General features: G+C 71.1%; 20 protein-coding genes and 1 riboswitch. Of the genes, 13 read left to right on the top strand and 7 right to left on the bottom strand.

Annotated elements, in window-relative coordinates; all coding sequences use genetic code 11:
• Position 1 precedes the first annotated feature (1 nt).
• Positions 2-598 carry a CDP-alcohol phosphatidyltransferase family protein gene (locus AB0F88_RS38125; RefSeq protein ID WP_350977386.1) on the bottom strand — a complete coding sequence of 199 codons (597 nt, stop codon included), beginning with the start codon at positions 596-598 and terminating at the stop codon, positions 2-4.
• A gap of 94 nt (positions 599-692) precedes the next feature.
• Positions 693-805: riboswitch (TPP riboswitch) on the top strand.
• On the opposite strand from AB0F88_RS38125, the gene thiC reads away from it, so the two are divergent.
• The 4 genes from thiC (at position 798) to AB0F88_RS38105 (ending at position 4,965) form a co-directional block, all read left to right on the top strand.
• On the top strand, positions 798-2,531 hold the full coding sequence (gene thiC / locus AB0F88_RS38120) for a phosphomethylpyrimidine synthase ThiC (RefSeq protein WP_362695824.1): 1,734 nt from the start codon (positions 798-800) through the stop codon (positions 2,529-2,531). It overlaps the preceding riboswitch by 8 nt.
• A gap of 61 nt (positions 2,532-2,592) precedes the next feature.
• Positions 2,593-3,201, top strand: a complete 609-nt coding sequence (locus AB0F88_RS38115) for an SAM-dependent methyltransferase (RefSeq protein ID WP_362695822.1) — start codon at positions 2,593-2,595, stop codon at positions 3,199-3,201.
• 85 nt (positions 3,202-3,286) lie between these two features.
• Positions 3,287-4,468 (top strand): acyl-CoA dehydrogenase family protein, encoded by a 1,182-nt coding sequence (locus tag AB0F88_RS38110; protein WP_362695820.1) that lies wholly within the window; start codon positions 3,287-3,289, stop codon positions 4,466-4,468.
• Positions 4,469-4,548: 80 nt separating this feature from the next.
• Positions 4,549-4,965: an SRPBCC family protein gene (locus tag AB0F88_RS38105; RefSeq protein WP_362695818.1), complete on the top strand. Its 417-nt coding sequence runs from the start codon at positions 4,549-4,551 to the stop codon at positions 4,963-4,965.
• 134 nt (positions 4,966-5,099) lie between these two features.
• Here AB0F88_RS38105 and AB0F88_RS38100 read toward each other — a convergent pair whose 3' ends face one another.
• A complete protein-coding gene (locus AB0F88_RS38100) occupies positions 5,100-6,014 on the bottom strand; it encodes an alpha/beta hydrolase (RefSeq protein ID WP_362695816.1) in 915 nt (304 codons plus the stop codon).
• Positions 6,015-6,038: 24 nt separating this feature from the next.
• Positions 6,039-6,725: a gamma-glutamyl-gamma-aminobutyrate hydrolase family protein gene (locus AB0F88_RS38095; protein ID WP_362695814.1), complete on the bottom strand. Its 687-nt coding sequence runs from the start codon at positions 6,723-6,725 to the stop codon at positions 6,039-6,041.
• Between the two features lie 489 nt (positions 6,726-7,214).
• Here AB0F88_RS38095 and AB0F88_RS38090 point away from each other — a divergent pair, with 489 nt between their 5' ends.
• Both AB0F88_RS38090 and AB0F88_RS38085 read left to right on the top strand, forming a co-directional pair.
• The gene (locus AB0F88_RS38090) at positions 7,215-8,330 is read left to right on the top strand and encodes a globin domain-containing protein (protein WP_362695812.1); all 1,116 of its coding nucleotides are present in this window, start codon (positions 7,215-7,217) and stop codon (positions 8,328-8,330) included.
• Between the two features lie 347 nt (positions 8,331-8,677).
• Positions 8,678-9,007: a hypothetical protein gene (locus AB0F88_RS38085; RefSeq protein ID WP_362695810.1), complete on the top strand. Its 330-nt coding sequence runs from the start codon at positions 8,678-8,680 to the stop codon at positions 9,005-9,007.
• A gap of 121 nt (positions 9,008-9,128) precedes the next feature.
• Here the strand turns inward: AB0F88_RS38085 and thyX are convergent, their stop codons facing one another.
• The 3 genes from thyX to AB0F88_RS38070 all read right to left on the bottom strand — a co-directional run bounded on the left by thyX (position 9,129) and on the right by AB0F88_RS38070 (position 14,483).
• Positions 9,129-10,730, bottom strand: a complete 1,602-nt coding sequence (gene thyX / locus AB0F88_RS38080) for an FAD-dependent thymidylate synthase (RefSeq protein WP_362695808.1) — start codon at positions 10,728-10,730, stop codon at positions 9,129-9,131.
• Positions 10,731-10,842: 112 nt separating this feature from the next.
• Entirely contained in the window at positions 10,843-12,219 is a 1,377-nt protein-coding gene (locus AB0F88_RS38075) for an amidohydrolase (RefSeq protein WP_362695806.1), read from the bottom strand.
• Between the two features lie 122 nt (positions 12,220-12,341).
• Positions 12,342-14,483 (bottom strand): anthranilate synthase component I, encoded by a 2,142-nt coding sequence (locus tag AB0F88_RS38070; RefSeq protein WP_362695804.1) that lies wholly within the window; start codon positions 14,481-14,483, stop codon positions 12,342-12,344.
• A gap of 356 nt (positions 14,484-14,839) precedes the next feature.
• On the opposite strand from AB0F88_RS38070, the gene AB0F88_RS38065 reads away from it, so the two are divergent.
• Positions 14,840-16,576 (top strand): CocE/NonD family hydrolase, encoded by a 1,737-nt coding sequence (locus AB0F88_RS38065; protein ID WP_362695802.1) that lies wholly within the window; start codon positions 14,840-14,842, stop codon positions 16,574-16,576.
• A 181-nt stretch (positions 16,577-16,757) separates the two neighbouring features.
• Positions 16,758-18,005, top strand: coding sequence for a WYL domain-containing protein (locus AB0F88_RS38060; protein ID WP_362695800.1), 1,248 nt, complete (start codon positions 16,758-16,760; stop codon positions 18,003-18,005).
• A 102-nt stretch (positions 18,006-18,107) separates the two neighbouring features.
• On the opposite strand, the gene AB0F88_RS38055 is transcribed toward AB0F88_RS38060, so the two are convergent.
• Complete coding sequence (locus tag AB0F88_RS38055) at positions 18,108-19,022, bottom strand: SDR family oxidoreductase (RefSeq protein ID WP_362695798.1); 915 nt, start codon at positions 19,020-19,022, stop codon at positions 18,108-18,110.
• Between the two features lie 354 nt (positions 19,023-19,376).
• Here AB0F88_RS38055 and AB0F88_RS38050 point away from each other — a divergent pair, with 354 nt between their 5' ends.
• From AB0F88_RS38050 to mctP, 5 genes are all read left to right on the top strand, one after another.
• Positions 19,377-20,567, top strand: coding sequence for a cytochrome P450 (locus AB0F88_RS38050; RefSeq protein WP_362695796.1), 1,191 nt, complete (start codon positions 19,377-19,379; stop codon positions 20,565-20,567).
• Positions 20,568-20,744: 177 nt separating this feature from the next.
• Complete coding sequence (locus tag AB0F88_RS38045; protein ID WP_362695794.1) at positions 20,745-21,566, top strand: MBL fold metallo-hydrolase; 822 nt, start codon at positions 20,745-20,747, stop codon at positions 21,564-21,566.
• A 101-nt stretch (positions 21,567-21,667) separates the two neighbouring features.
• Positions 21,668-22,222, top strand: a complete 555-nt coding sequence (locus tag AB0F88_RS38040; RefSeq protein ID WP_362695792.1) for a VOC family protein — start codon at positions 21,668-21,670, stop codon at positions 22,220-22,222.
• 662 nt (positions 22,223-22,884) lie between these two features.
• Entirely contained in the window at positions 22,885-23,097 is a 213-nt protein-coding gene (locus tag AB0F88_RS38035; RefSeq protein WP_362695790.1) for a DUF3311 domain-containing protein, read from the top strand.
• Positions 23,098-23,101: 4 nt separating this feature from the next.
• The gene (gene mctP, locus AB0F88_RS38030; protein ID WP_362695788.1) at positions 23,102-24,766 is read left to right on the top strand and encodes a monocarboxylate uptake permease MctP; all 1,665 of its coding nucleotides are present in this window, start codon (positions 23,102-23,104) and stop codon (positions 24,764-24,766) included.
• Positions 24,767-24,865 lie beyond the last annotated feature (99 nt).

Genomic DNA, 24,865 nt, shown 5'->3' with positions numbered 1-24,865 from the left:
ATCACCTCTTAAGGCGTTTGGCCTCGCTTGTCAGCTGACGCACCTGTACCCAATACAGCACTCCGGACCACCAGTACAGGCCGGTGCCCCAGATGGCCAGGGACCAGCCGACGATTCCCGCCGCCTCGGCGTACCAGGAGGGATGGTGGGCCAGGAAGAGCAGTGGGAAGGCGTAGAGCAGGTTGGCCGTGGCGGCCTTGCCGAGGAAGTGCACGGGCAGCGCGGGACCGTACCCGAGGCGGCGCAGGATGAGCGGGATGCCCAGCAGCATCACGTCGCGCAGCGGGATGGCCAGCGCCAGCCACCAGGGGATGATCTCGCGCATGGCGAGGCCGAACAGGGTGGCCAGGATGTAGAGCCGGTCGGCCAGCGGGTCGAGCAGGCGGCCGAGCCTGCTGGTCTGGTTCCAGGCACGGGCGATCTTGCCGTCGAGCCAGTCGGAGAACCCCGCCAGCATCAGCAGGGCGACGGCCCAGCCGTCGGCCTTCGGGCCCAGCACCAGCCACAGGAAAACCGGCACCCCCAGAAGCCTGGCCAGGCTCAACGCGTTGGGGACCGTCCAGATTCGGTCCTCGGCCCCCGATGCTTCCGGATTCACCGGCTGATCTCCCTCCCCGTACCTGATGGTGACACTACTGCGTCCGATGCGGCCGGGTGGATGGTGGGCGCGGGGGATACGCGTTATCGTTCCGTTCGACCAACGCGGGAGCCCGGAGAACCGGGCTGAGAGGACGGCCGAGACAGCCGCCGACCGCCAGAACCTGCTCCGGGTAATGCCGGCGAAGGGAGTTTGCGCGATGATCGACGCGCGTATTTCCAGCTCCAAGATCTATCAGGGCGACCTGCGCGTCCCCATGCGCGAGGTGCGCCTGACCGACGGGACCGCGGTCACGCTGTACGACACCTCGGGCCCCTACACGGACCCGTCCGTGACCACCGACGTCACCCGCGGCCTGCCGCGCCCGCGCGAGGAGTGGATCCTGGAGCGGGGCGACACGGTCCGGTACGGCGGCCGGCCCGGCGCCCCCGGCGACGACGGCTACCGCGACCGCGACGCCTGGGCCCGCGACCTGCGCTCCCTCGACGCGGTCTTCACCGGCGGCGGCGACCGGCCGCTGCGCGCGGCGGGGGCGCCGGTCACCCAGCTCGCCTACGCCCGCCGCGGCCTGGTCAGCCGGGAGATGGAGTTCGTCGCGGTCCGCGAAGGCGTGACGCCGGAGTTCGTCCGCGCCGAGGTGGCCGCCGGGCGGGCGATCATCCCGGCCAACGTCAACCATCCCGAGAGCGAACCGATGATCATCGGCCGCAACTTCCTCGTGAAGATCAACGCCAACATCGGCAACTCGGCCGTCGCCTCCACCGTCGAGGAGGAGGTGGACAAGATGACGTGGGCGATCCGGTGGGGCGCCGACACGGTGATGGACCTGTCCACCGGGCGCGACATCCACACCACCCGCGAGTGGATCATCCGCAACTCCCCCGTGCCGATCGGGACCGTCCCGCTCTACCAGGCGCTGGAGAAGGCGGGCGGCGACGCGGCCGGCCTGTCGTGGGAGATCTACCGCGACACCCTGATCGAGCAGTGCGAGCAGGGCGTGGACTACTTCACCGTCCACGCGGGGGTGCGCCTGGCCCATGTGCCGCTGACCGCGCGGCGCAGGACAGGGATCGTCTCCCGGGGCGGCTCGATCATGGCGGCCTGGTGCCTGGCGCACCACCGCGAGAGCTTCCTCTACGAGCACTTCGCCGACATCTGCGAGATCCTGGCCCGCTACGACGTGGCGTTCTCGCTGGGCGACGGCCTACGCCCAGGATCGATCTCCGACGCCAACGACGAGGCCCAGTTCGCCGAGCTCAGGACGCTGGGCGAGCTCACGGGGATCGCTCACGCGCACGACGTCCAGGTGATGGTCGAGGGCCCCGGCCACGTCCCCATGCACAAGATCAAGGAGAACGTCGACCTGCAGCGCGAGCTCTGCGACGACGCCCCGTTCTACACCCTCGGCCCGCTGACGACCGACGTCGCGCCCGGCTACGACCACATCACCTCGGCCATCGGCGCGGCGATGATCGGCTGGTACGGCACGGCGATGCTCTGCTACGTCACGCCCAAGGAGCACCTGGGCCTGCCGGACAGGGACGACGTGAAGACCGGCGTGATCACCTACAAGATCGCGGCGCACGCGGCCGACCTCGCCAAGGGCCACCCGGGCGCGCAGGCGTGGGACGACGCGCTGTCCGACGCCCGGTTCGAGTTCCGCTGGGAGGACCAGTTCGCCCTCTCCCTGGACCCCGGGACCGCCCGGTCCTTCCACGACGAGACGCTGCCCGCCGCCCCGGCCAAGACCGCGCACTTCTGCTCGATGTGCGGCCCGAGGTTCTGCTCGATGAGGATCAGCCATGACGTGCGCAGGTTCGCCGAGGAGCGCGGGCTGACCGGCGCCGAGGCCCTGGAGGCCGGGATGCGGGAGAAGTCCGAGGAGTTCTCCCGCGAGGGCGGCCGGATCTACCTGCCCGTGGAGGGTCTCTGAGCCGCCAAGATCGACCAGGTGGCGTACTGCGGGCGCTCCCGTACCCTCTACCCTTCAAACCATGACCAATGACACCACGCTCTTCCTGGGGCAGTGGATCCGCTCGCCGGGCACCGTCGGAGCGGTGGCGCCGAGCTCGCGGCGGCTCGCCGAGGCGGTGGCCTCGCCGGTCCCGCACCGGGGCGACCCGGTGATCGTCGAGCTCGGCCCCGGCACGGGCGCGTTCACGGCGGAGATCCAGCGCCGGCTGGGCGGCCGGGGGCACCACATCGCCGTCGAGATCAACCCGAGGCTGGCCGAGTTCCTCGCCGCCAGGAACCCGGGAGTGGACGTCGTGGTCGACGACGCGGTGCGGCTGCCCCAGCTGCTCCAGGAGCGCGGCCTGCCCCGGGCCGACGCGATCGTGAGCGGGCTCCCCTGGGCCGCCTTCTCCGAGGAGACCCAGGCCCGCCTGCTGGGCGCGGTCACCGGGATCATGGGCCCGCACACGGCCTTCACCACCTTCGCCTACAGCTTCGCCAAGCGCCTTCCTCCGGCGCGGCGCTTCAGGAGGCGCCTGGTCGACACCTTCGAGGAGGTCGTCACCGGCCGGACGGTGTGGGGCAACGTGCCGCCGGCCTTCGTCTACCACGCGCGCAGGCCGCGGCTGGAGCCCGCCCCGCAGGCCTGATCCCGCGGGCCGGGGGCCGGGACGCCACGAAGATACCGAACTACGTTCTACGATTGCGCCCGCAGCCAGAATGGAGTTGATCATCGTGGACTTCACCCTCCCCGAGAGCGCCCTCGCCGTACAACGCGGCGTCGGCGACATCTGCGCCCGCTACGACCTGGACTACTGGCAGCGGTGCGAGAGCGAGAAACGCTGGCCCGAGGAGGTCTGGCAGGACCTGGCCAAGGGCGGCTGGCTCGGCCTGGCCGTGCCCGAGGAGTACGGCGGCGGCGGCCAGGGCCTGCTGGAGCTGGCCGTGGCCACCGAGACCCTGTCGGCCTCGGGCTCGGCCGGCGGCTCGGCGTTCACCTACGTGCTCACCCCCGGGTTCGGCGCGATGACCCTGTCCAGGCACGGCAGCGAGTGGCAGCGCGACGAGCTGCTGCCCAAGCTGGCCACCGGCGAGCTGGAGACCTGCTTCGCGCTGACCGAGCCCGACGCCGGGTCCAACGCCCTGGGCATCTCCACCTTCGCCCGCCGCGACGGCGCGGAGTTCGTCGTCAAGGGCCAGAAGATCTGGATCACCGGCGTGCAGCGCGCCACCTGGATGCTCCTGGTCACCCGGACCATCCCGGCCGCCGAGGCCAAGCCCCGCTCCAACGGCCTGACCGTCTTCCTGGTGAACGTCCCCGAGGCGGTCGCCGCCGGGCAGCTGTCGTTCCGGCCGATCCCGAAGCTGGGCGCCAACACCACCCCGTCCAACATGGTCTTCATCGACGACCTCCGGGTCCCGGAGAGGAACGTGATCGGCGAGGTCGACCAGGGCGCGCTGGTGCTGTGGGACATCCTCAACCCCGAGCGCGTCCTGCTCGCCGCCTCCGCGCTCGGCGGCGCCGAGGTGGCGCTGCGGGTGGCCGTGCAGTACGCCAAGGAGCGCGAGGTGTTCGGCCGCCCGATCGGCGCCAACCAGGCCATCGCCTTCCCCCTCGCCCAGGTCAAGGCGAAGATCGAGCTGGCCAGGCTGATGCTCTACAAGGCCGCCTGGCTGTTCGACAGGCAGCTGCCCTGCGCCACCGAGGCCAACATCGCCAAGCTGTCCGCCTCGCAGGCCGCGTGGGAGGCTGCGGACCACGCCTTCCAGACGCACGGCGGCATGGCCTACTCGCTGGAGTACCCGGTGGCCAACCTGCTGACCGGCGCCCGCATCGGCAAGGTCGCCCCGGTCACCGAGGAACTCCTGCTCAACTACCTGGCCACCCAGGTTCTCGGGCTGCCCAGGAGCTTCTGACCCGATCACCCGGTGGCCCTGATTACCCGGCGGCGCGCGCGGGCATGACCGTCGGCGACGGCCAGCACGAGGAGTAGCCGATGTCCGCGTACGCCAGCACGGTGATCAACGCCTCCGCCGACGAGGTGTGGGAGTACCTGAGGGATTTCGGCAACGTGGCGGAGTGGCTGCCGGGGATCACCGGCTGCGAGATCGAGGACGGCGGGGACTCCCGGCCGGGCGCGGTGCGCAGGCTGGAGGGCCCCGGCGGAGCCTTCAGGGAGCGGCTGCTCACCCTCGACGACGCCTCGCGCTCGGCGACGTACGAGATCCTGGAGAGCCCGCTGCCGGTCCGTGACTACCGGGCGCTCTACCGGGTCGCCCCCGTCACCGACAGCGGGAGGGCGTTCGTCGAGTGGTCGGCCACCTTCGAGACCGACGACGCGGCGAAGGTGGAGGGGTTCGTCGTCGGCCAGGTCTTCGAGCCCGGCCTGGCCGCCCTGCACGGGCGCTTCTGACCGGGCGCCGCCTCGGGGCGGCCGCCGCCGTACGGGTCCGGGTGGCGTCCCCGGCGGAGGTCGCGGCACGGACCCCGTCCCGTGGTCGCCCGGCAGCCTGTCGTGACGGGTATCGGCCGGCCGGAAAGACCCGTCTACCGGAAGGCCTCCGCGAGGCGGGCCGCGGCGTACTCGCGCGCCTCGGTCGCCTGGTCGAAGAAGCCCGGCAGGCCGAAGAAACCGTGGATGGCCCCCTCGTATCTCCTGACCTCGACCGGCACCCCGGCCGCGGCGAGCCGGGCGGCGTACTGTTCGCCCTCGTCGCAGAGGGGGTCGCACTCGGCGACGATCACCGTCGCCGGGGCCAGGCCGGACTTGTCGGCCAGCCTGGCCGGAGCCAGCCGGGGGTCGGCCGGGTCACCGCCGTACTGCGCGACGAACCAGGCCATCTCGTCCGCGCCGAGCCCGAAGCCGGTGGCGTAGGCACGGTAGCTCCCGGTGTCCATGGCCACGTCGGCCACCGGGTAGACGAGCAGCTGATGGGCCAGCCGGAGCCCGGCGTCCCTGGCCTGCCAGGCGGCCACGGCCGCGAGGTTGCCCCCGGCGCTGTCACCGCAGACCGCGATGCGCCCCGGGTCGATCCCGTAGGCGCCGGGACGGGCGAAGACGTCCTGGACGACGCTCCACGCGTCGTCGGCCGCCGCAGGGAAGGGGTGGTGGGGCGCGAGCCGGTAGTCGACCGAGACCACGACCGCCCCGTTGCGCACCGCGAGGTCGCGGCCGAGGGCGTCGTTGCGCTCGACGCTCCCGAAGACCCAGCCTCCGCCGTGGAGGTAGACGATCGCGGGAAGGGGGCGGTCGCCCTCCTCTGGCCGGTAGACCCGGACCGGCACGCCCCCGACGACCTCGTCCCTGACCATCGGGAGGGGAATGATCGGACCCCGCTGCTCGGCGAAGGCGTCCAGGGTCCGCAGCTCGGCGATCATCTCGGGGGTGAGCGTGGAGAGAGGGGCACCGAGGTCCGTCTGGAAGAGCTTCAGGTAGGCCTCGGCCTGCGGGTGCAACGGCATGATCGGCACTTTACCCGCCGGACGTCACCGCCGGGCCTCCTCGACCAGGGCCTCGATGAGCCGGTTGTCCCCGGCGCGTCCGGGGTTCCACTGCACCCCGACGCAGAACCGGTGCCCCTGCAGCTCGACGCCCTCGACGATCTGGTCGTCGGCCCAGGCCACGGCGAGCAGGCCGGTGCCCAGCCGCTTGACGGCCTGGTGATGGGGCGCGGTCACCTCGGCCGTGTCACCCACCGTCTTGCCGAGCCTGCTGGAGACGCTGATCTGGATGCGGTGCGCCTGGGCTGCGGCGTGGCGGTCGTGGTCGACCACCTCGGGGAGCCAGGGGATCAGGGTCCCGCCCTGGGCGACGTTCAGGACGTGCATGCCCCGCCCCGAGGCGAGCAGCGGCAGGCCGGCCTTGACGGCGGCGCGGGCCAGCGCCAGCTCGAAGCGGTCGCGGTGCGGCTGGGGGTCCCTGACGCGCTCCTCGGGGGCGGCCCCGTAGAGGGAGGGGTCGAGCTCGCCCCCTCCGGCGAGGATCACGCCCGACAGGCCGCCGACGTAGTCGTCGATCCCGCCGAGGTTGAGCGGGGGCAGCAGCACCGGGGCGCCGCCCGCCTTCTCGACGGCCCGCGCGTAGGAGGGCGGCGACAGGACGGCCTCCCTGACCCAGTCGCCCCAGCGGGCGGCCTCGAGGTAGGCGGTGATACCGATCAAGGGTCGGGGCATGCGTTCTCCAGGGGGCGTGCGCGAGGTGGCGCCACCTGTTTCGGACAGCACCGATCCCATCTCCAACAGCTCCTCTATCATGGCGCACTCCATTTCGGTCATGTCACACATTCGAGGTATCAGTGTCGTCTCGCCAGGAGTCCCCAACTCTCACCGCGGGGACGGTTCACACCCCCGGCGACCCGGAACTCCGCCATGACCGCAGGGCTTACGACCAGTAAACTCTCCATTCAAATGGAACGTGATTATTATTCGCCTATGTCGCTCGCCGTCAATTAATTGGTCACGCAAAATAACTTTTCAATTACGGATAGTTAGATTTCCCACCATATTGCTGAGAAACGGTTGTGACGTCTACATGGTGATGGAAGACTCAAATTCGAGTGACCAGGTGAGCCGGGGCTCCCGGTCGCTCGTCACCCGGAGCCGTCAGGGAGGTGGATCTGCATGATCGGACTTTGATCCGATCAATTAGGGTGGGTTCGTTAAATGTCGTTGAATCCGCATCTCGTCAAGGAAAGTTTCGCCCTCGTCGAACCCGTCGCGGACAAGGCCGCGGCGTACTTCTACGGGCGCCTGTTCGCCGAGAGCCCGCACCTGCGGGCGATGTTCCCCCCGGCGATGGACGTCCAGCGCGACCGCCTGTTCAGCGCGCTGACCAGGATCGTCTGGAGCCTGGACAGCCCCGGCAGCCTGGCGTCGTTCCTCGGCCAGCTCGGCCGCGACCACCGCAAGTACGGGGTCCTCGCCGAGCACTACACCGCGGTCGGCAACGCGCTCCTCGCCACGATCAGGCGCTTCGCCGCCGAGATCTGGGACAACGAGATAGAGGCGGCGTGGGTGGCCGCGTACACGGCCGCCGCCAATCTCATGATCGAGTCAGCCGAGTCGGACGCGGGCGTGTCGCCCGCCTGGTGGCTGGCCGAGGTGATCGACCACGAGCTCCGCACCCCGGACATCGCGGTGATCACCCTGCGGCTCGACCAGCATCTGCCCTACGTGCCCGGCCAGTACGTCAACGTACAGACCCCGCGCTGGCCGCGCGTCTGGCGCACGTTCTCCATCGCGAACGCGCCCAGGGACGACAAAACCGTCCGCCTGCACGTCCGCGCGATCACCGGCGGCTGGGTCTCCACCGCGCTGGTCCAGCACACCCGGATCGGCGACACCCTGACCCTGGGTCCTCCGATGGGCACCATGGTGCCCGCCGACTCGGGGCGCGACATCCTGTGCGTGGCGGGCGGCACCGGCCTGGCCCCCATCAAGGCGATCCTGGAGCACGTGATCGGCTCCGGGCGCCGCCCCAACGTCCATCTGCTCTACGGTGCCCGCACCGCCGCCGAACTCTACGATCTGACCGACCTGGTACGGATGGAGTCGGCCTTCCCGTGGCTGCGGGTACTGCCCGTGGTCTCCGGCGAACCGGGGTACGACGGCATGCGGGGCCAGGTGGCCGAGGTGATGGAGCGGTTCCACTCGTGGGCCGACCACGAGGCCTACGTCTGCGGCCCGAGCGCCATGGTCAACGAGACGGTCCGCAGGCTCCAGCGGGGCGGAATGCCGCTGCCGCACATCCACCGGGACATCGTGCAGGGCGAGCTCTGAACGACAATCGGGACTAACGCCCCGAACTGATCACGCAAATTTCATAGAGCACGGCGCGACACGGCGTGGCATGGCAGCATGAGGCCCAATCCGAAAGGAGATGGTCATGCACGACGGCCCCCCTCCCAGCCCGTGCCCACCTCTCGACCGCCACCCGCGCGGACCCGTCCGCCGCCATCGCCATCCGTCCGGCTCTCCGGCCGGAACCGTCCGCCCGCACGCACCCGTCCCCGGTCCCCTCCACCGGCGGCGGCTGCGCCGAGGTCAGGACGACGCCTGTCCCCGGCCCCCGGCGGGTCCAGGCCGCCCTGCCCTGCCCGCCCCTCGCGACACGGTGCGCTGAGCCGATGGCCAGACCCGTCACCCTCGTGACCTTCATGCTTCCCGCCACGCTCCGGCACTGGGCGGGCGAGGCCACCGAGATCCGCGTCTTCGCCGTCGCCGACCACGACGACGGCCACCCCACGCTGGGCTCCGCCCTCGACATGCTCCGCCGCACGCACCCGTCCCTGGAGCAGCGACTCCGCGACGACTACGGGTGCATCCGCCGCCACATCAGCATGTTCGTCTGCGGCGAGAACGCCCGGCACCTCGGCGGCCTCGACTGCGCGCTGCCCCCGGGCGCCGAGATCTTCGTGCTGCCCGCCCTCTCCCGCCGCCAGGAGACCACGAGCTGACCGCCCGCGAGAAACACCGGGCCAGGCGGCGGGCAGGAGACGAGGACCGAGGGGGCGGCGGGCCGGGAGACCCCCGGTCCGCACGCCCCTGGCGACTCCGCAAGGGGGCGACCCTGCTCCTCTAAGGGGCGACCCTGCCGGCGGCCACGAAGGCCGCGTGCGTGAGGGGCATCAGCTCCGCCCAGGCCGCCTCCATCTTCTCCGCCACCATCTCGATCTCGCGCTGCGGGAACGAGGGCACCCTGGCCTGCTCGTTCTTGGTGCGCAGGGAGAGGAAGTGCATGAGCGAGCGGGCGTTGCAGGTGGCGTACATCGAGGAGAAGAGACCGACGGGCAGCACCGCCCTGGCCACCTCCCTGGCGATCCCGGCCTCCAGCATCTCCTGGTAGGCGGCGTAGGACTGCCGGTACGACGACTCCATCGCCTCAGTCACGATCTTGTGCTGCTCGGCGCTGCCCTCGGCGAAGACGTACTTGCCCGGCCGGCCCTCCTGGACCAGCTTCCGCTCCGCCCCCGGAACGTAGAAATTAGGCTGAAGCTCCCGGTAACGCCCACTTTCCTCGTTGTACGAGTTGTGAACGACGATCCCGTTGGCCAGGAAATTGTGCCAGGGACCTTCAACGGAAAGGTCGTAGGTCATTTCCTCGCCACCGTCCTCGATCGAAGTGATCAAATCCGGTTTGGCCACGGAGATCTTGCCCCCGCGCCTGGCCAGTGCCTGCTCCTCGTTGCTCTTCTTGCGGTGACAGGGCAGGCAGGCGGGCGCGAGGTTGCTCTCGTCGAGTGCCTTCAGCAGGTCGGCGGCGACAGGAACAACATGATCGAGCGCCAGGTCCTCTCTGGCGAAGTCACCGGAACAGATATGGCACGTGTCGGTCTCCCCGATGAGCCGCAATCGCTGCATGGAGGTCCAGACGCCGATTCCGGTACGCAGGCTCGGAGGGATCAACGCCTGGGAGGGGCGGGAAACGGCGGCCCCGGCCATCAGCGCGTCCCCGACCTCCAACTCCCCGGCTTTCCGCCATCCGTCGGGAGTGAGCACCGCGTGGTCCACCGAGCACCTGAGCTCCCGCCCGCTCGCGGTGGCCAGGCGAATGAGCTTTTTGACCCCGGACTCCATGACGTCCAGGATCCTGGCTCGTGACGCCTGCAAGGTCGTCTCGTCATAGCAGCGGACGTGGTTACGGCGGACTGAATCGAGCTTTCGCAACCGCTTGGAGGGATGCTCCACCCTGAAGGCGGCCACCGCCCGCTCAGCGGCTTCGCGCGTGTCGTACAGCCCCAGGTAGTGCAACCGATTCATGTGCCTGACCTGAGCGTTCCACTTTTCCGCTCTTTTGTGCCATGACACTCCTCCACCGGCGCGAGGCAGGGTGTCCTCGACGCCGTGGTGCCAGAGCCGGTACAGCTCCTCGATCGTCCGCCGGCGAAGGTGCCCCTTCTCGCTCACCAGCGTGATCTCGGAATCACCGGCGAGGCACCATCCGACCCGGTGCCGGTGGAATTCACGGAAGACGAAGATCGGCGCGCTGACGAGGAACGTCATCGAGTTGTGCTCGAAGGGGCTGCCGTGCCGGTCGCGCATCAGGAAGTTGAGCAGCCCCCTGGAGCGCTCGGGGTCCTTGCCGATCTCCTCCAGGGACTGCTCCCCCGCGGTCGACACCCGCGCGGCCCAGAGCACGTCGGTGTCGGAGGCGCTGTGCTTGACCAACTCCACGGTCACGTCGTCGAGAAAACGTGCCTCTGCCCCATCGCCCGTCAACTGGTTCCCCCTCGTCGCGCCAACAGTCGCCACATTATTCCAGGGGCCCAGCCGCCCCGGGGGCGGGCACCCGTCACAACCGGTATATCCGGCGGGCGTTTCCCGAGCCGATCATCTGGGCCACCCGGGCGGCGTCCGCGGTGCTCCACTCGCCGTCGGCCAGTCGCGCGGCGAGTGCCCCGGCCAGGCCGCGCCGGTAGTGCAGGGCACCGAGGTGGCAGGTCTCGGCCACGCCGTGGCCGCCGGAACCGAACAGCTGCTTGTGGAACGGCACGAGTTCCAGCAGTTCCGCCATGACCGCGGCCGACCCCGTGGCGCTGCGGGTCAGGGCCGCTCCCACGTCGACGTAGACGTGCGGGAGGGCACTCGCCAGATAGGCCGCCTGGCGATGGAACGGGTGGCAGTGCAACAGGACGACGGGGACGCCCATCGGCTGCGTCGCCGTGATGAATCCGGCCACCGGCGCCGGACCGGCGCCGTACGGACCGGAGTCGGGACCCCAGCCGGAACCGGCGTGACCTCCGAAGGGGCCGGGACCTCCGGCGTCCCCGGCGGCACCTGGGCCGCCGTGCCCGCCGTGCCCGCCGCCCCCGTAGGCCTCGTGACCGCCGTACGCGCCGCGACCGCCGGAGGTGGCACGGCCGGCGCGCCCCGGGTGGGCGCCGTGCCGCGTGCCGCCGGCATGGCGGGCGGGGCCGGTGTGGAACTGCAGCGGCCGCCCGTACTCCCTGGCCACGTCGATCGCCGTCCAGAGCAGGTGGCGCAGGAGCACCTGGTCGGTGAGCCTCTCCCCCGGGCAGGCCAGCCGCCGGGTGGCCGCCGCGATCACCGCTCCCCTGCTCGGCCTGGCCGGCTCGAGGGGCCGGCCGGAGCGGTGGGCGGTGACCGACTTCAGCGCGACGGCGCGGACGGCCCGCTCGGCGAGTTTCCGGGCGAGGGCGGAGATGTAGGAGACGCCCGAGACGGCGGTGCCGGCGACCTCCTCCTCGGCCCGCTCGATGTGGACGACCCGCGCGGTGTCCGCGCCGCCCGCGTGCCCCATCTCGGCCGGTGGCAGCACCTCGCCCCCGCCGGGGCCGCCGCCGAGGTCGCCGGAGTCGCCGGATCCGTCGAACAGGAAGGTGGAGATCCCCGCGGCGCCCAGCAGCCGCCGGTTCACCTCGTCCGCGCCGAGCTCCGCCCTGCGGGCCAGGTAGACGGCGGGCGGCACGTGCGGGGCGAGGCCGAGAACGGGGGCGCACCAGCGCCGGACGGCGGCGCCCGCGGGGGTGTCGAAGTGGGTGGTGCCCGGCGGCGCGGGGGCCTCCGCGTCGGTGAGCAGCGTCTCGAACCGAGCCCGGGTCAGCTCGTCGCGGCGCACGCCGCGGCAGTTGTGGTCGACCAGCGGCGCCAGCAGCGCCTCCCGTACGGCGTCGGGCAGCTCGACGGGCAGCACGCCGTCCGACCTCATGCCCGCTCCTCCCCCGCCGCCGGGCGTACCGGCCGGTCCTGGCCCGGTACGCCCGGCGGTCTCCACGACGGGAGAACTCTAGGGTCGCCCGGCGTGACCGCCGGGCGCGGAATACGAGGTCTTTACCCGCTCTTGCGGCAGAGCCGGAGAACATTGGCGATGATCTTCGCTCCCGAGCCCCCCTCGGCGGTGAGGATCGACTCGGGATGGAACTGCACCGCGAAACGGCGTCGCTCCACGTCCTCGATGGCCATCACCGCACCGTCCGGGGTGAGCGCGGTGGCGGTGAACCCGGCGACGCCCGGCTGCTTGGCGTGGACCGAGTGGTAGCGCGCGGCGGTGAACTCCTCGGGGAGCCCGTCGAGCAGGGCGCTGGGGCCCAGCCGCCGTACCTGGCCGCGCTTGCCGTGCTCGGGGTAGGACAGCAACTCGAGGGTGCCGCCGGCCTGCTCCACCATGCCCTGCAGGCCGAGGCAGACGCCGAACACCGGCAGGTCGCGCTCGTAGAGGTCGCCGACCAGGGCGGGCAGCCCGAAGTCGGACGGCCAGCCGGGGCCGGGCGACAGCACCACCAGGGAGGGCGCGATCTCGTCGATCATCGTCACGGGGAAGCCGTGCCTGAGCGTGACGACCTCGGCGCCCTGCTGTCGGAAGTAGTCGGCGAGGGTGTTGACGAAGGAGTCCTCGTGGTCGACGAGCAGCACCTTCATCCCGCTGCCCGGCAGCGCGGCGGCCACCTCCGCCTCGGCCCGCTCCTGCGGGGCCGCGCCGACCGCGGCCAGGGCGCCCAGCAGGGCACTGGCCTTGAGCTCGGTCTCCCGCTCCTCGGCGTCGGGGTCGGAGTCGAACAGCAGCGTGGCCCCGGCCCTGACGGTGGCGACCCCGCCGCGGATCTGCGCGGTGCGCAGGGTCAGGCCGGTGTTCATCGAGCCGTCGAAGCCGATGTAGCCGACCGCCCCGCCGTACCAGCGCCGCGTGGTGGCCTCGTGGTCCTCGATGAACTGCATCGCCCAGGTCTTGGGGGCGCCGGTGACGGTGACGGCCCACATGTGGGTGAGGAAGGCGTCGAGGGCGTCGAACTCCGGACGCAGCCGGCCCTCGATGTGGTCGACGGTGTGGATGAGCCGGGAGTACATCTCGATCTGGCGGCGGCCGATCACCTGGACCGTCCCCGGCACGCAGATGCGGGACTTGTCGTTGCGGTCCACGTCGGTGCACATGGTCAGCTCCGACTCCTCCTTGATGCTGGACAGGAGGGTCCGGATCGCGTCGGCGTCCTCGATGGGGTTGCCGCCGCGGGCGATGGTGCCGGAGATGGGACAGGTCTCGACGCGGTCGCCGCTGACCCGGACGTACATCTCCGGGGACGCGCCGACCAGGTGCTCGCCCTCGCCGAGGTTGAACAGGAACTCGTACGGCGCCGGATTGACCTTGCGCAGCCCCCGGTAGAAGGCGGCCGGGTCGGTGCAGGACGCGTGGAAGACCTGGCCGGGAACGACCTCGAACAGGTCGCCGCGGACGAACTTCTCCTTGGCCGCGGCCACCACCTTGGCGTAGGAGCCCCTCTCGGGGTCGGCCGGGAGTTCGGACGGCGGCGGGGTCAGCGGCACGACCTCCCCCTCGCGGGCGAGCCCGTGGGTGGAGACGCCGTCCACGGTGAACTCGTAGCGGAACTCCTTGCTGGTCTCCCTCTTACGGTCGATCACCATCACCCGGTCGGGCAGGTGCAGCACGAGGTCGCGCTGGTCCGCGGCCCGTGTCAGGACCTGCCTGATCGGCTCGAACTGGAAGGCCAGGTCGTAGCCGAAGGAGCCGTACAGGCCCAGGTGCTCGTTCTCGCCCTTGAACGCGGCGATGACCTCGCGGATCGCGGTGAAGACCGTGGGACGGCGGCTGCGCATCTCCTCGGGGAGGATGTCCTCGGACTCCGCCACGTAGACCTCGACGAGGTCGGCGGTCGGCTCCTCGACGGGCTTGCCCGCCGCCAGCAGGCAGGACACGACGGCGGGCAGGACCACCCTGCCCCGGGCGTTCAGCGCGCGGGCGGAGATCCTGCGCCCCCTGGCGACGATCTCCAGGCAGGGGTCGACGTAGGCGAGGTGCCATCGGCTGTAGCGGCCGGGATACTCCATCCCGGAGGAGAGCACTCCGCCACGGCGCTCGCCGAGCGTCGTGACGACGTCCTCAAGCACCGTCTCGGGCACGTCGGACGCGGTGACCTCGACCCCTATGCCGCCGGCGGTGGTATATCGGCTCGTCTCCACTGCGGTATCGCCCCTTTTGATGTCCCTGATGCCCAGAGGGAGCGGACGCAGAAAAGGCCGCCTCCCTGGGCGGCCGCCTGTCTGCTCGCGAATGCGAAACCTGCGCCGCCTAGAAGCGGCGCCACCACTGAAGGGTAATCGGGTCTCGCATGTGGCCAGAGTACCGGCGGCGACCGCGATCATGCAACGTGACACCACGCCGGCCCCGTACCGGCGGGGAAACCGTGAAGATCCCCAGGCAGGGGGCGGAAGCCGGCGGGACCGGAGGATGACGAGCCTCACACCGGCGAGCCCTGGCCATCGCGAGCCCTGTTCTGTTACCAGTGGGTAATCACGGGGCTGCGCGAGGAGAGCACATGGGGACGATCACTTGGCCGCGGACGGCCGTCCACCGGGTCACGGTCGAGCGCGACCTGCCGGTACCGATGCCCGACGGGGTCACCCTGCTGGCCGACCGCTACGTACCGGCCGGCGCCGTGCGCCCGCCCACGATCCTGATCCGCTCCCCGTACGGAAGGCGCGGCGTGTTCGGGCGGACCTTCGGGCGCGGGTTCGCCAAGCACGGGTTCCAGATCGTGATACAGAGTTGCCGGGGCGGCTTCGGCTCGGGCGGCCTGCTCGACCCGCTCGGCGACGAGCACGACGACGGGCTGGCCACTCTGGCCTGGCTGCGTGCCCAGGACTGGTACGGCGGGAGCCTGGCCATGCACGGCCCCTCCTACCTGGGGTACGCCCAGTGGGCGATCGCCTCGTTCGCCGGGCCGGACCTCAAGGCCATGTCCACCTCGGTGACCGCCTCCCAGTTCCGGGACGCCGCCTACGTGGGCGGGGCGTTCGCGCTGGAGTCGTCGCTGATGTGGACCACGCTGACCGCCTCCCTGGAGCGGCCGTTCGGCGGGGCGAGCGCGCTGCTCATCCCGCGCAGAACGCGTCGCGCGGCCCTGTCGGGGCGCCCGCTCGGGGAGCTGGACACGCTGTCGGCGGGCAGGGGCATGCCGTTCTTCCAGGACCTGCTCACCCACCACGCCGAGCCCGCCGCCTACTGGGGCAGGCGCGACTTCTCCGCCTCCGTGGGCGAGGTGGAGGCCGCGGTCACCATGGTCGGCGGCTGGTACGACGTCTTCCTGCCCTGGCAGGTCAAGGACTACGCGGCGATGCGGGCCGCGGGGCGGCGCCCGTACCTGACGATCGGCCCCTGGTACCACGCGGACGTGAGGCACGGCCGGGTGGCCAACGCCGAGGCGCTCGCCTGGTTCCGCGCGCACCTGCTCGGCGACCCGTCGGGGCTGCGCGAGCAGCCGGTCAGGCTGTACGTGACGGGCGCGGACGAGTGGCGCGACTACTCCGACTGGCCGGTGCCCGGCGTGCGGGAGCAGCGCTGGCACCTGCGTCCCGGCTTCGCCCTCTCCCCCGACGCCCCCGGCGTCCCTGAAGCCCCCGGCGTCCCTGACGTCCCTGGCTCCTCTCGTACCTCTCATGCCTCTCATGCCGTCGAAGGCCTTGGCGGCACCGTCGGCCCGGGCCCTGGCGGCACCGTCGGCCCGCACGGCGCCGAGCCCGACCGCTTCCGCTACGACCCCGCGCACCCGACGCCCGCGCTGGGCGGCCCGGTCCTGCTGGGCAACTCGGAACCGCGTGACAACCGCAGGCTGGAGGCCCGGCGCGACGTGCTCGTCTACACCGGCCCCGAGCTGCGGCGGGACACGGAGATGATCGGCCCGGTCTTCGCCGACCTGTACGTGCGCACGGGCACCGGGCACGCCGACGTGGTGGTCCGGGTCTGCGACGTGCACCCGGACGGCGCCTCCTACAACGTGTGCGAGGGCGTGCGCCGCCTGGTCCCCGGTGACCCGCCCGCCGGGGACGACGGGATCCGCCGGGTCCGGGTGGATCTGTGGCCGATCGGGCACCGTTTCCGGCGCGGCCACCGGATCCGCGTGCACATCGCCGGAGGCGCGTATCCCCGGATCGCCCGCAACCTCGGCACCGGTGAGCCGCTGGGCACGGGCAGCGCGATGGTCAAGACCGACCACGAGATCTTCCACGACCCGTCCCACCCGTCCGCGGTCGTGCTGCCCTTCGTCCCCTCCTGACCCCCGGGGTCCCGCCTGCCCTCGGGGGTCCCGCTCGCGCCCCCGGGATCCCACCTTGCCCCCGTCCGCCCCCGTCCGCCCCCGTCCGGCCGCCTCCGGCCGTCCCAGGGCGACCTCGCCCCGGCTCCGCCCGTTCCCCGCCCCGCCTCGGTCACGGGTGCGCCGGGGCTAGGGTCGGAGAGTGCGCGCGGCCAGGTTGATGTCGTTGGTCCTGCTGCTCCAGGCCCGGGGCGGCATGACCGCGGCGGAGCTCTCCAAAGAGCTGGAGGTCTCCGAGCGGACCGTCCACCGTGACGTGCTGGCCCTGTCGGAGGCCGGCGTGCCGGTGTACGCCGACCGCGGGCGGGGCGGGGGCTACCGGCTGCTGGACGGGTACCGCACCCGCCTCACCGGGCTGGACCGCGCCGAGGCGGAGGCGCTGTTCCTGTCGGGCGTGCCGGAGGCACTGCGGGAGATGGGACTGAGCGAGGTGGCGGCCACGGCGCGGCTGAAGGCCTCCGCCGCGCTCTCCCCCGGCCTCCGCGACGCCCCCGCGACCGCGGCTCAGCGCTTCCACCTGGACGCCCCCGGCTGGTTCGCGAGCGAGCGGCCCCCACCGGCGGCGCTGGCGCCCCTGGCCAGGGCGGTGTGGGGGGACCACCCGGTCACCGCCCTCTACCGGCGTGCCACGCGCACCCGGCCGGGTGAACAGGCCAGACAGCCCGGCCGGCCCGGCGAAACCCGGGAAACCGGGCGGACCGAAGGAACCGGACAGGCTGAAGGCGGCGGGCGGACCGAGCGTGACGGACGGGCCGGGGAGAGCGAGCGGTCCGAGCAGGCCGGGGCCGCCCGGCGGCGACTGGAGCCGTACGGGCTCGTGCTGAAGGCGGGAGTCTGGTACCTGGCGACCCGGTTCGCCATCTACCGGGTCGACCGCTTCGACGAGGTCGAGATCCACTCCGGCCTGCGCTTCGAGCGGGACGAGACCTTCGACCTGGCCGCGTTCTGGGGCGAGAGGGCGGCGCAGTTCGCCGGGTCCCTGCTCACCGCGCACGTCACCGTACGGCTCAGCCCCGCCGGGCGCCGCGCGCTGCCCGCCGTCGCCGACCCCGCCGCTCTCGGCTCCGCCCTGGCCTCCGCCGGCGAGCCCGACGGGCAGGGGTGGGTCACGTTCCGCCTGCCCGTCGAGTCCCCGGAGGTCGCCTACAGCCAGATCCTCCGCTTCGGTCCGGAGGCCGAGGTCGTCGACCCGCCCGGCCTCCGTGCCCGCCTCGCCGAAGCGGCCACCCGCCTGCGTGACCTGTACGCCTCCCCCAGCTCCCCCGCCGGCACTCTTGGCACCTCCGGCACCGGCGGCGCCTCCGAGCTCCGCGACATCGAAAACGCCTCCGGCCCCGGCGACCCCGGCGACCCTGGCGACACCGGCGGCACCGGCGCGCCAGGCCGCTGACCCCGGCCGGGGATCTCAGCCAGGAGTCTCAGCCGGAGATCTCAGCCGGTTCTCCCGGCCGGTGGTCCCGGCCCGGGGTCGCGGCGCCGGTCCCGGTGGTGGTCAGCGGTAGCCGGTGGCGTCGGCGGGTTTGCCCTTGCTCTCGACCTCCTCGATGTAGCGCCAGGCGTCGGGCCTGCTGCCGTCGACGTCGGTGAAGCCGTACACCTGGGCGAGCTGCCCGCTGGACACCGACTGGCCCGACCAGCGCATCCGGTCCTCGTCGGTGGCGAGGGCGACGACCGCGCGGCCGGTGTAGGCGGGCGTCTCGGAGATCACGAAGTGCGGCTGCTTGGCGGTGGCGTCCAGCCAGTTCTCCTCGGTGACGCCGAAGATCTCCAGCATGCTCTCCGACCTGAGCCAGCCGGGGCTCAGCGAGATCGCGGCGCAGCCGTGCGGGCGCAGCTCGTGGGCCTGGCTGAACGCCAGGCGGTTCACCGAGATCTTGGCCAGGTCGTAGAAGGCCGACAGCCGGTAGTTGACGGTGTTGTACTCCAGGGTGCCGTCGGTCACCTCGATCACCATGCCCCCGGGATTCTCGATCAGCAGGGGCAGGGCGTGGTGGCTGGTGATCAGGTGGGTGTCCACCGCCAGCCGGAGGATGCGCAGGCCGTCGTCGAGGGAGTGCTTCCAGACGGGGACGTGCCACTCGGTGAGCGGGTCGGCGCCCCAGACGTCGTTGACGAGGATGTCGAGCCTGCCCTGCTCGTTCCTGATCCGTTCCACCAGGGCGCGCACCTGCTCCGGAACCAGGTGGTCCACCTGAACCGCGACGCCGTGCCCGCCCCCGCGGGTCACCAGCTCGGCCGTCTCCTCGATGGTCTCCGGCCGGTCCATCTCCGAGCGCCGCTCCCGCGTGCTCCTGCCGGTGCAGTAGACCGTGGCGCCGGCCGCGCCCAGTTCCACCGCGATTCCCCGGCCGGTCCCCCTCGTCGCCCCCGCGACCAGGGCGACCTTTCCTTCCAGCGTTCTTGTCATGAGGCCAGCGTGACGCGAAAACAGGCCACCTACTGTCATGTTTTCGCGTCACCGGCCGAAGGGCTTCGCGTCACACCGGCCGAGGGACACGGACCGGGGCGGAAGGCCGGGCCGCGGCGCGGAACGGCCGGCGGGAAGGGGACCGTGGTGTCCGGCGTCCCGCCAGGACACCCGTGCCGGGCGTTCCGGCCGCGGATCGGGGATCTCACGGCGCACGACCCCGCCGAAGCAAGTAGTTGCTGGTCAGTGGCACAACACAGACCTCGGACGGCCGTCGGGGTCCTTCGCGCGCAATCGATGGGTTGCTAGCGTTTTTTCGGAGTGGCCAGAACGGCGAGTCATCCAGGGGGTCCCATGAGCGAGTCTCCGACGCTACCGCTGCACATGCGGCGAGCCGATTTCGATCCCGATCCGGAGCTGGAGGCGATGCGGGACGCGGAGGGGGTCAGGCTCGTCAGGACACCGCCCGGCGTCGACGCCTGGCTGGTGACCCGCCACGAGGACGTGCGCGCGGTGCTGAGCGACACGGAACGGTTCAGCAACGCGCGGACGGCCACGTTCCAGCTGCCCGGCGACCAGAACAGCGAGGAGGAGCTCGCCGTGCTCCGCGCGGGCAACCTGCTCGCCTTCGATCCCCCCGAGCACACCCGGCTGCGCCGGATACTGACGCCGGAGTTCACGCTCCGCCGGATACGCCGGCTGGAACCGCGGATCACCCGCATCGTCGAGGACCACCTGGACGCGATGGAGAGCGCGGGCTCCCCCACCGACCTGGTGTCGTCGTTCGCGCTGCCGATCCCCTCCCTGGTGATCTGCGAGCTGCTGGGCGTGCCGTACACCGACCGGGCGGGCTTCCAGCGCAGGACCGGCCTGTTGCTCGACGTCTCGGCGCCCATCGAGGAGCGCAGGGCGGCGCAGCTGGAATCGCGCGCCTACATGGCCGAGCTGGTCGCCCGCGCCCAGGCCGACCCCGGAGAGGAACTGCTCGGCACTCTGGTACGCGAGCACGACGACCTGACGACGGACGAGCTCATCGGCATCGGCGGCCTGCTGCTGGTGGCCGGTCACGAGACCACCGCCAACATGCTCGGGCTGGGCACGCTGGCCCTGCTGCGCCACCCCGACCAGCTGGAACTGCTCAAGAAGGAACCCGAGCTCGTCGACGCCGCGGTGGAGGAGCTGCTGCGCTGGCTCAGCATCGTCCACTCCAGCACCTTCAGGACGACCACCGCGGAGGTCGAGATCGCCGGCCGCAGGATCGGGCCCGGCGAGCTGGTGATGTGCGCGCTGCTCGCCGCCAACCGCGACCCCGCGTTCCTGTCCGATCCGGGGGTGCTGGACATCACCCGGGGAGCGCCCGGCCACCTGGCCTTCGGCCACGGCGTGCACCACTGCCTGGGGGCGCCGCTCGCGCGGATGGAGATGCACATCGCCTTCCCCGCGCTGCTCAGGCGCTTTCCCGAGCTGCGCGCGATCGAACCCGACGCGCACTTCCGCTCCTTCAGCTTCGTGTACGGCCTGTCGTCCCTGAAGGTCGCCTGGTGACGTCGCGGCAGGACCGTACGACGTCGCGGCGAGACCGTACGCCGGCCCGCCGGACGGGGGTTCCGGCCACCGGCGGAGAGCGCCGGGAGGCATGACGGTCCCGGGACAGCCGGAGGTGCGGCCTACCGGGTTCGAGCACGACGACCATTCCACCGATCCGACACGGGGGACCGCGGCATGTCCGACCAGGAGACGGCGAGTGTGCTGTTCATCGGGAACGCCACGACGCTCATCCGCTACAACGGGTTCACCATCCTCACCGACCCCAACTTCCTGCACCGCGGCCAGTACGCCTACCTCGGTCACGGGTTGTTCACCAGGCGACTGACCGAACCGGCGCTGGCCGTCGACCGGCTCCCGCCTCTGGACGCCGTTCTCCTCTCGCACATGCACGGCGACCACTGGGACCGGGTGGCCCGCAAGGGGCTGGACCACAGCACACCGATCGTCACCACGCCGCACGCGGCGCGGAAGCTGAAGCGGCAGGGCTTCGGCGGGGCGGTCGGCGTGGCCACCTGGCATGACCACGAGCTCCGGAACCCGGGCGGCTCGGTGAAGATCACCTCACTGCCCGCGCGCCACGGCCCCGGCCTGGCGGATCTCCTCCTGCCACCCGTCATGGGAAGCATGCTGGAGTTCTCCGGCCCGGACGGCCGCGTGCGCCTGCGCCTGCACATCAGCGGCGACACGCTCATGGCGAGGGAGCTGGACGCCATCCCGCGGCGCTTCCCCGACGTCGACGTGGGCGTCGTCCACCTGGGCGGCACGAAGCTGCTGGGCGTCCTGCTGGTGACGATGGACGGCCGGCAGGGGGCCGAATGGGTGCGCCTGATCAAGCCGCGCCGCGTGCTGCCGGTGCACTACGACGACTACGGCGCCTTCAGCTCGCCGCTCTCCGACTTCCGCGACCACGTCGAGCGGAGCGGTCACGGAGACCGCGTCGTCTACCTGTCCAGGGGCGAGAGCCATCGGCTGCCCGAAGTGTCCGAGCGGCCGTGAGCGGTACGGGCAGATCGCGCCGCCGCCGCCCCGGCGGCCGCCCGCTCGGCCTTTCCGTCTCCTGTGATAAGCAGTTCATTACCCGAGGGAGCGAGGAGAACATGGCGGACAACACCGAGTTCGAGCTGCGCGGGATCAACCACCTCGCGCTGGTGTGCTCGGACATGAAGCAGACGGTCGACTTCTACTCCGGCGTCCTGGGCATGCCCCTGATCAAGACGATCGAGCTGCCGATGGGCTGGGGGCAGCACTTCTTCTTCGACTGCGGCGGCGGCAACGCGCTGGCGTTCTTCTGGTTCCCCGACGCGCCCGAGGGCGTTCCCGGCATCTCGGCGCCCAGGAACCTGCCCGACCGGGGTGAGCTGCTCTCTGCGGTCGGCTCGATGAACCACATCGCCCTCGACGTCGCCCCGGACCGGATCGAGGAGTACCGCGACAAGCTCATCGCCAAGGGCGTGGACGTCGGGGTGATCCTCAACCACGACGACAGCGAGCTCGGCGTAGCGCCCGCCATGGGCGAGGGCGTGTTCGTCCGGTCGATCTATTTCAAGGACCCCGACGGCATCCTGGTGGAGTTCGCCGCCTGGACCAGGGACCTCGGCCTGCCGGAGGACGTACGGCACGAGCCGAGGACCGCCGCCGACAGGACCGTCTGAGCCCGCGCGCCGGCGGGCCACGGGAGGCCCCGCCGGCGGTGCCGGCGGTGCCGGTGGTGCGGGTGGTGCGGGTGGTGTCGCGCGAGACCGCGCACCGGCGAGATCGACCGCACCCGAGACCACGCGCCGGCGGGGCCGGGACGTCGCACGGGATCTCGCAGGCGGGGCGACGGCATCACACGGGAGCTCGCGGGATCTCGTGGGGGAAACGACGGGATCTCACGGGATCTCACGGGATCTCGCGGGGAAACGACGGGATCTCGCAGGCAAGGATGACGTCGTCGCACGTGACCGCGACCGGCGGTTCGGGACGCTGTGTGACATGTCTCGCGCCGGGCGACACGTCGCGCGCCGCATGAGCGCCGCAGGACACGCCTTCACCCGTCACGCCTTTACAAGGAATTGCTCGATCATGTCAAGGAAGCCACGCCGGGAATTCGGTGACAGGTGGGATCCCGTCGGCGAAGGGGGTCAGCCCGGAAGGCGTGACCTCCGTGACCTCGGCGGCGACCTTCGCGAAGGAGCCGAGCTACCGTTCGTCGCGCCACCGGTGCCGCTCGGCGCTCGGTGACCTGAATGCAACGGCCGTGTAATTACGCTGCCGGTCAGCCGAAGGGGACGGTCCTGTCCGGACCCCCTTTCTCCAGCTCAAGGAGACCGTGTTGACCACTCCAAACGGGAACCGGAGCGATCGCAGCCCATGGAACTGGCTGCTTATCGTGCCGATCATCCTACCTTTGCTCCCGTTTCTCTTCAATTCCGACGAGCCCCGGCTTTTCGGCTTTCCGATGTTCTACTGGCTCCAGCTCGCCTTCATCGCGGTCGGTGTCACGTGCACCACGATCGTGTACCAGATGACGAAGCGGCGGCGGTGACCCGATGGAAGCTCATCTGACAGAAATCATCATCTTCTCCGCACTGTTCCTGCTGGTCAGCGGCATGGGATTCGTAGCCGCGCGCTGGCGCCGTCCGGAGAACCTGGCCAGCCTCGACGAGTGGGGGCTCGGCGGCCGCAACTTCGGTCCTTGGGTCACCTGGTTCCTGGTCGGCGGCGACCTCTACACCGCCTACACCTTCGTGGCCGTGCCCGCCCTGCTCTGGGGCGCGGGCGCGATGGGCTTCTTCGCGGTGCCGTACACGATCGTGGTCTACCCGATCGTCTTCCTGGTACTGCTCCGCCTCTGGTCCATCTCGCACGTACACGGCTTCGTGACCCCGGCCGACTTCGTCCGGGCCAGGTTCGGCTCCCCCACGCTGGCGCTGCTGGTCGCGATCACCGGCATCGTCGCGACGATGCCCTACATCGCGCTTCAGCTCGTCGGCATCGAGGCCGTGCTGAAGTCGATGGGCGTCACCGGCCACCTGCCGATCATCATCGCGTTCGCGATCCTGGCCGCGTACACCTACCAGTCGGGCCTGCGCGCCCCGGCGCTGATCGCGTTCGTCAAGGACACGCTGATCTACATCGTGATCCTGGTGGCGATCTTCGCGATCCCCGCCCAGATCGACGGTGGCTGGTCGGGCATCTTCGACGCCGCCCAGGCCAAGTTCGACGCCAGTGCCGCACCCGGCGACGGGATCCTGCTCAACGCGAACAACCAGCTGCAGTACGTCACGCTGGCCCTGGGCTCGGCGCTCGCGCTGTTCCTCTACCCGCACAGCATCACCGGCATCCTGGCCTCCAGGAACCGTGACGTGATCAAGCGGAACATGTCGGCGCTGCCCGCCTACAGCCTGCTGCTCGGCCTGATCGCGCTGCTCGGCTTCATGGCCATCGCGGCCGGCATCCAGCCCATCGGCAAGGACAACAACACGATCGTGCCGCAGCTGTTCGACAAGATGTTCCCCGACTGGTTCACCGGCGTCGCCTATGCCGCGATCGGCATCGGCGCGCTGGTCCCCGCGGCCATCATGTCGATCGCCGCGGCGAACCTGTTCACCCGCAACATCTACAAGGAGTACCTGAAGCCGGACGCGAGCGACGCCGACGAGGCCCGCGTCTCCAAGATCACCTCGCTGCTCGTCAAGGTCGGCGCGGTGCTGTGCATCCTGTTCCTGGACACCGGCTTCTCCATCGACCTGCAGCTCATCGGCGGCGTCATCATCCTGCAGACGCTCCCGTCGGTGGCGCTCGGCCTCTACACCCGCTGGTTCCACCGCAGCGGCCTGATCGCCGGATGGGTCGCAGGCATGGGGGCCGGGATGCTCCTGCTCTACAACATCGGCAACCCGGCCACCGGCAAGCTGCACTTCGCCGGGTCCGCGTTCCCGCTGGAGAAGCTGGGCCTGGACACCAAGATGACGATCTACGCGGGCATCCTCGCGCTCGCGGTCAACCTGGCCGTCGCCGCGCTCGGCACGGTCATCGCGCGCGCCATGAAGACGGCCGACGGTGTCGACTCCACCGAGCCCGACCACTACTTCGCCGACGAGGGCGACCCCAGGATCAAGGATCTCGACCTCGACGTCGCCACCCACGGAACCCATGGGACGGCTCCAGGTCCCAACCCCAAGACCCCGAAGCCCCAGGGCCCCAAGCCCTAGGCTCCGAAATCCGTCGGCACCCCTGACGCGTCACCCGGGTCCGGGGGCCCCGCCCCCGGGGGCGCGGCCCCGCCCACCCACCCGGGCCCCGCCACGAGC

Source organism: Streptosporangium sp. NPDC023963 (genome assembly GCF_040639135.1).
Lineage (GTDB): Bacteria > Actinomycetota > Actinomycetes > Streptosporangiales > Streptosporangiaceae > Streptosporangium.
Note: the sequence above shows the minus strand (reverse complement) of the source record. Positions and strands in the feature narration are given on the sequence as shown.

Coding starts and splice junctions, on each gene's coding strand:
- AB0F88_RS38105 (WP_362695818.1), top strand. CDS start 4,549: ATGTCCGCGTACGCCAGCACGGTGATCAACGCCTCCGCCGACGAGGTG.
- AB0F88_RS38050 (WP_362695796.1), top strand. CDS start 19,377: ATGAGCGAGTCTCCGACGCTACCGCTGCACATGCGGCGAGCCGATTTC.
- AB0F88_RS38085 (WP_362695810.1), top strand. CDS start 8,678: ATGGCCAGACCCGTCACCCTCGTGACCTTCATGCTTCCCGCCACGCTC.
- AB0F88_RS38040 (WP_362695792.1), top strand. CDS start 21,668: ATGGCGGACAACACCGAGTTCGAGCTGCGCGGGATCAACCACCTCGCG.
- AB0F88_RS38115 (WP_362695822.1), top strand. CDS start 2,593: ATGACCAATGACACCACGCTCTTCCTGGGGCAGTGGATCCGCTCGCCG.
- AB0F88_RS38090 (WP_362695812.1), top strand. CDS start 7,215: ATGTCGTTGAATCCGCATCTCGTCAAGGAAAGTTTCGCCCTCGTCGAA.
- AB0F88_RS38100 (WP_362695816.1), bottom strand. CDS start 6,014: ATGCCGTTGCACCCGCAGGCCGAGGCCTACCTGAAGCTCTTCCAGACG.
- mctP (WP_362695788.1), top strand. CDS start 23,102: ATGGAAGCTCATCTGACAGAAATCATCATCTTCTCCGCACTGTTCCTG.
- AB0F88_RS38055 (WP_362695798.1), bottom strand. CDS start 19,022: ATGACAAGAACGCTGGAAGGAAAGGTCGCCCTGGTCGCGGGGGCGACG.
- AB0F88_RS38075 (WP_362695806.1), bottom strand. CDS start 12,219: ATGAGGTCGGACGGCGTGCTGCCCGTCGAGCTGCCCGACGCCGTACGG.
- AB0F88_RS38045 (WP_362695794.1), top strand. CDS start 20,745: ATGTCCGACCAGGAGACGGCGAGTGTGCTGTTCATCGGGAACGCCACG.
- AB0F88_RS38065 (WP_362695802.1), top strand. CDS start 14,840: ATGGGGACGATCACTTGGCCGCGGACGGCCGTCCACCGGGTCACGGTC.
- AB0F88_RS38095 (WP_362695814.1), bottom strand. CDS start 6,725: ATGCCCCGACCCTTGATCGGTATCACCGCCTACCTCGAGGCCGCCCGC.
- thiC (WP_362695824.1), top strand. CDS start 798: ATGATCGACGCGCGTATTTCCAGCTCCAAGATCTATCAGGGCGACCTG.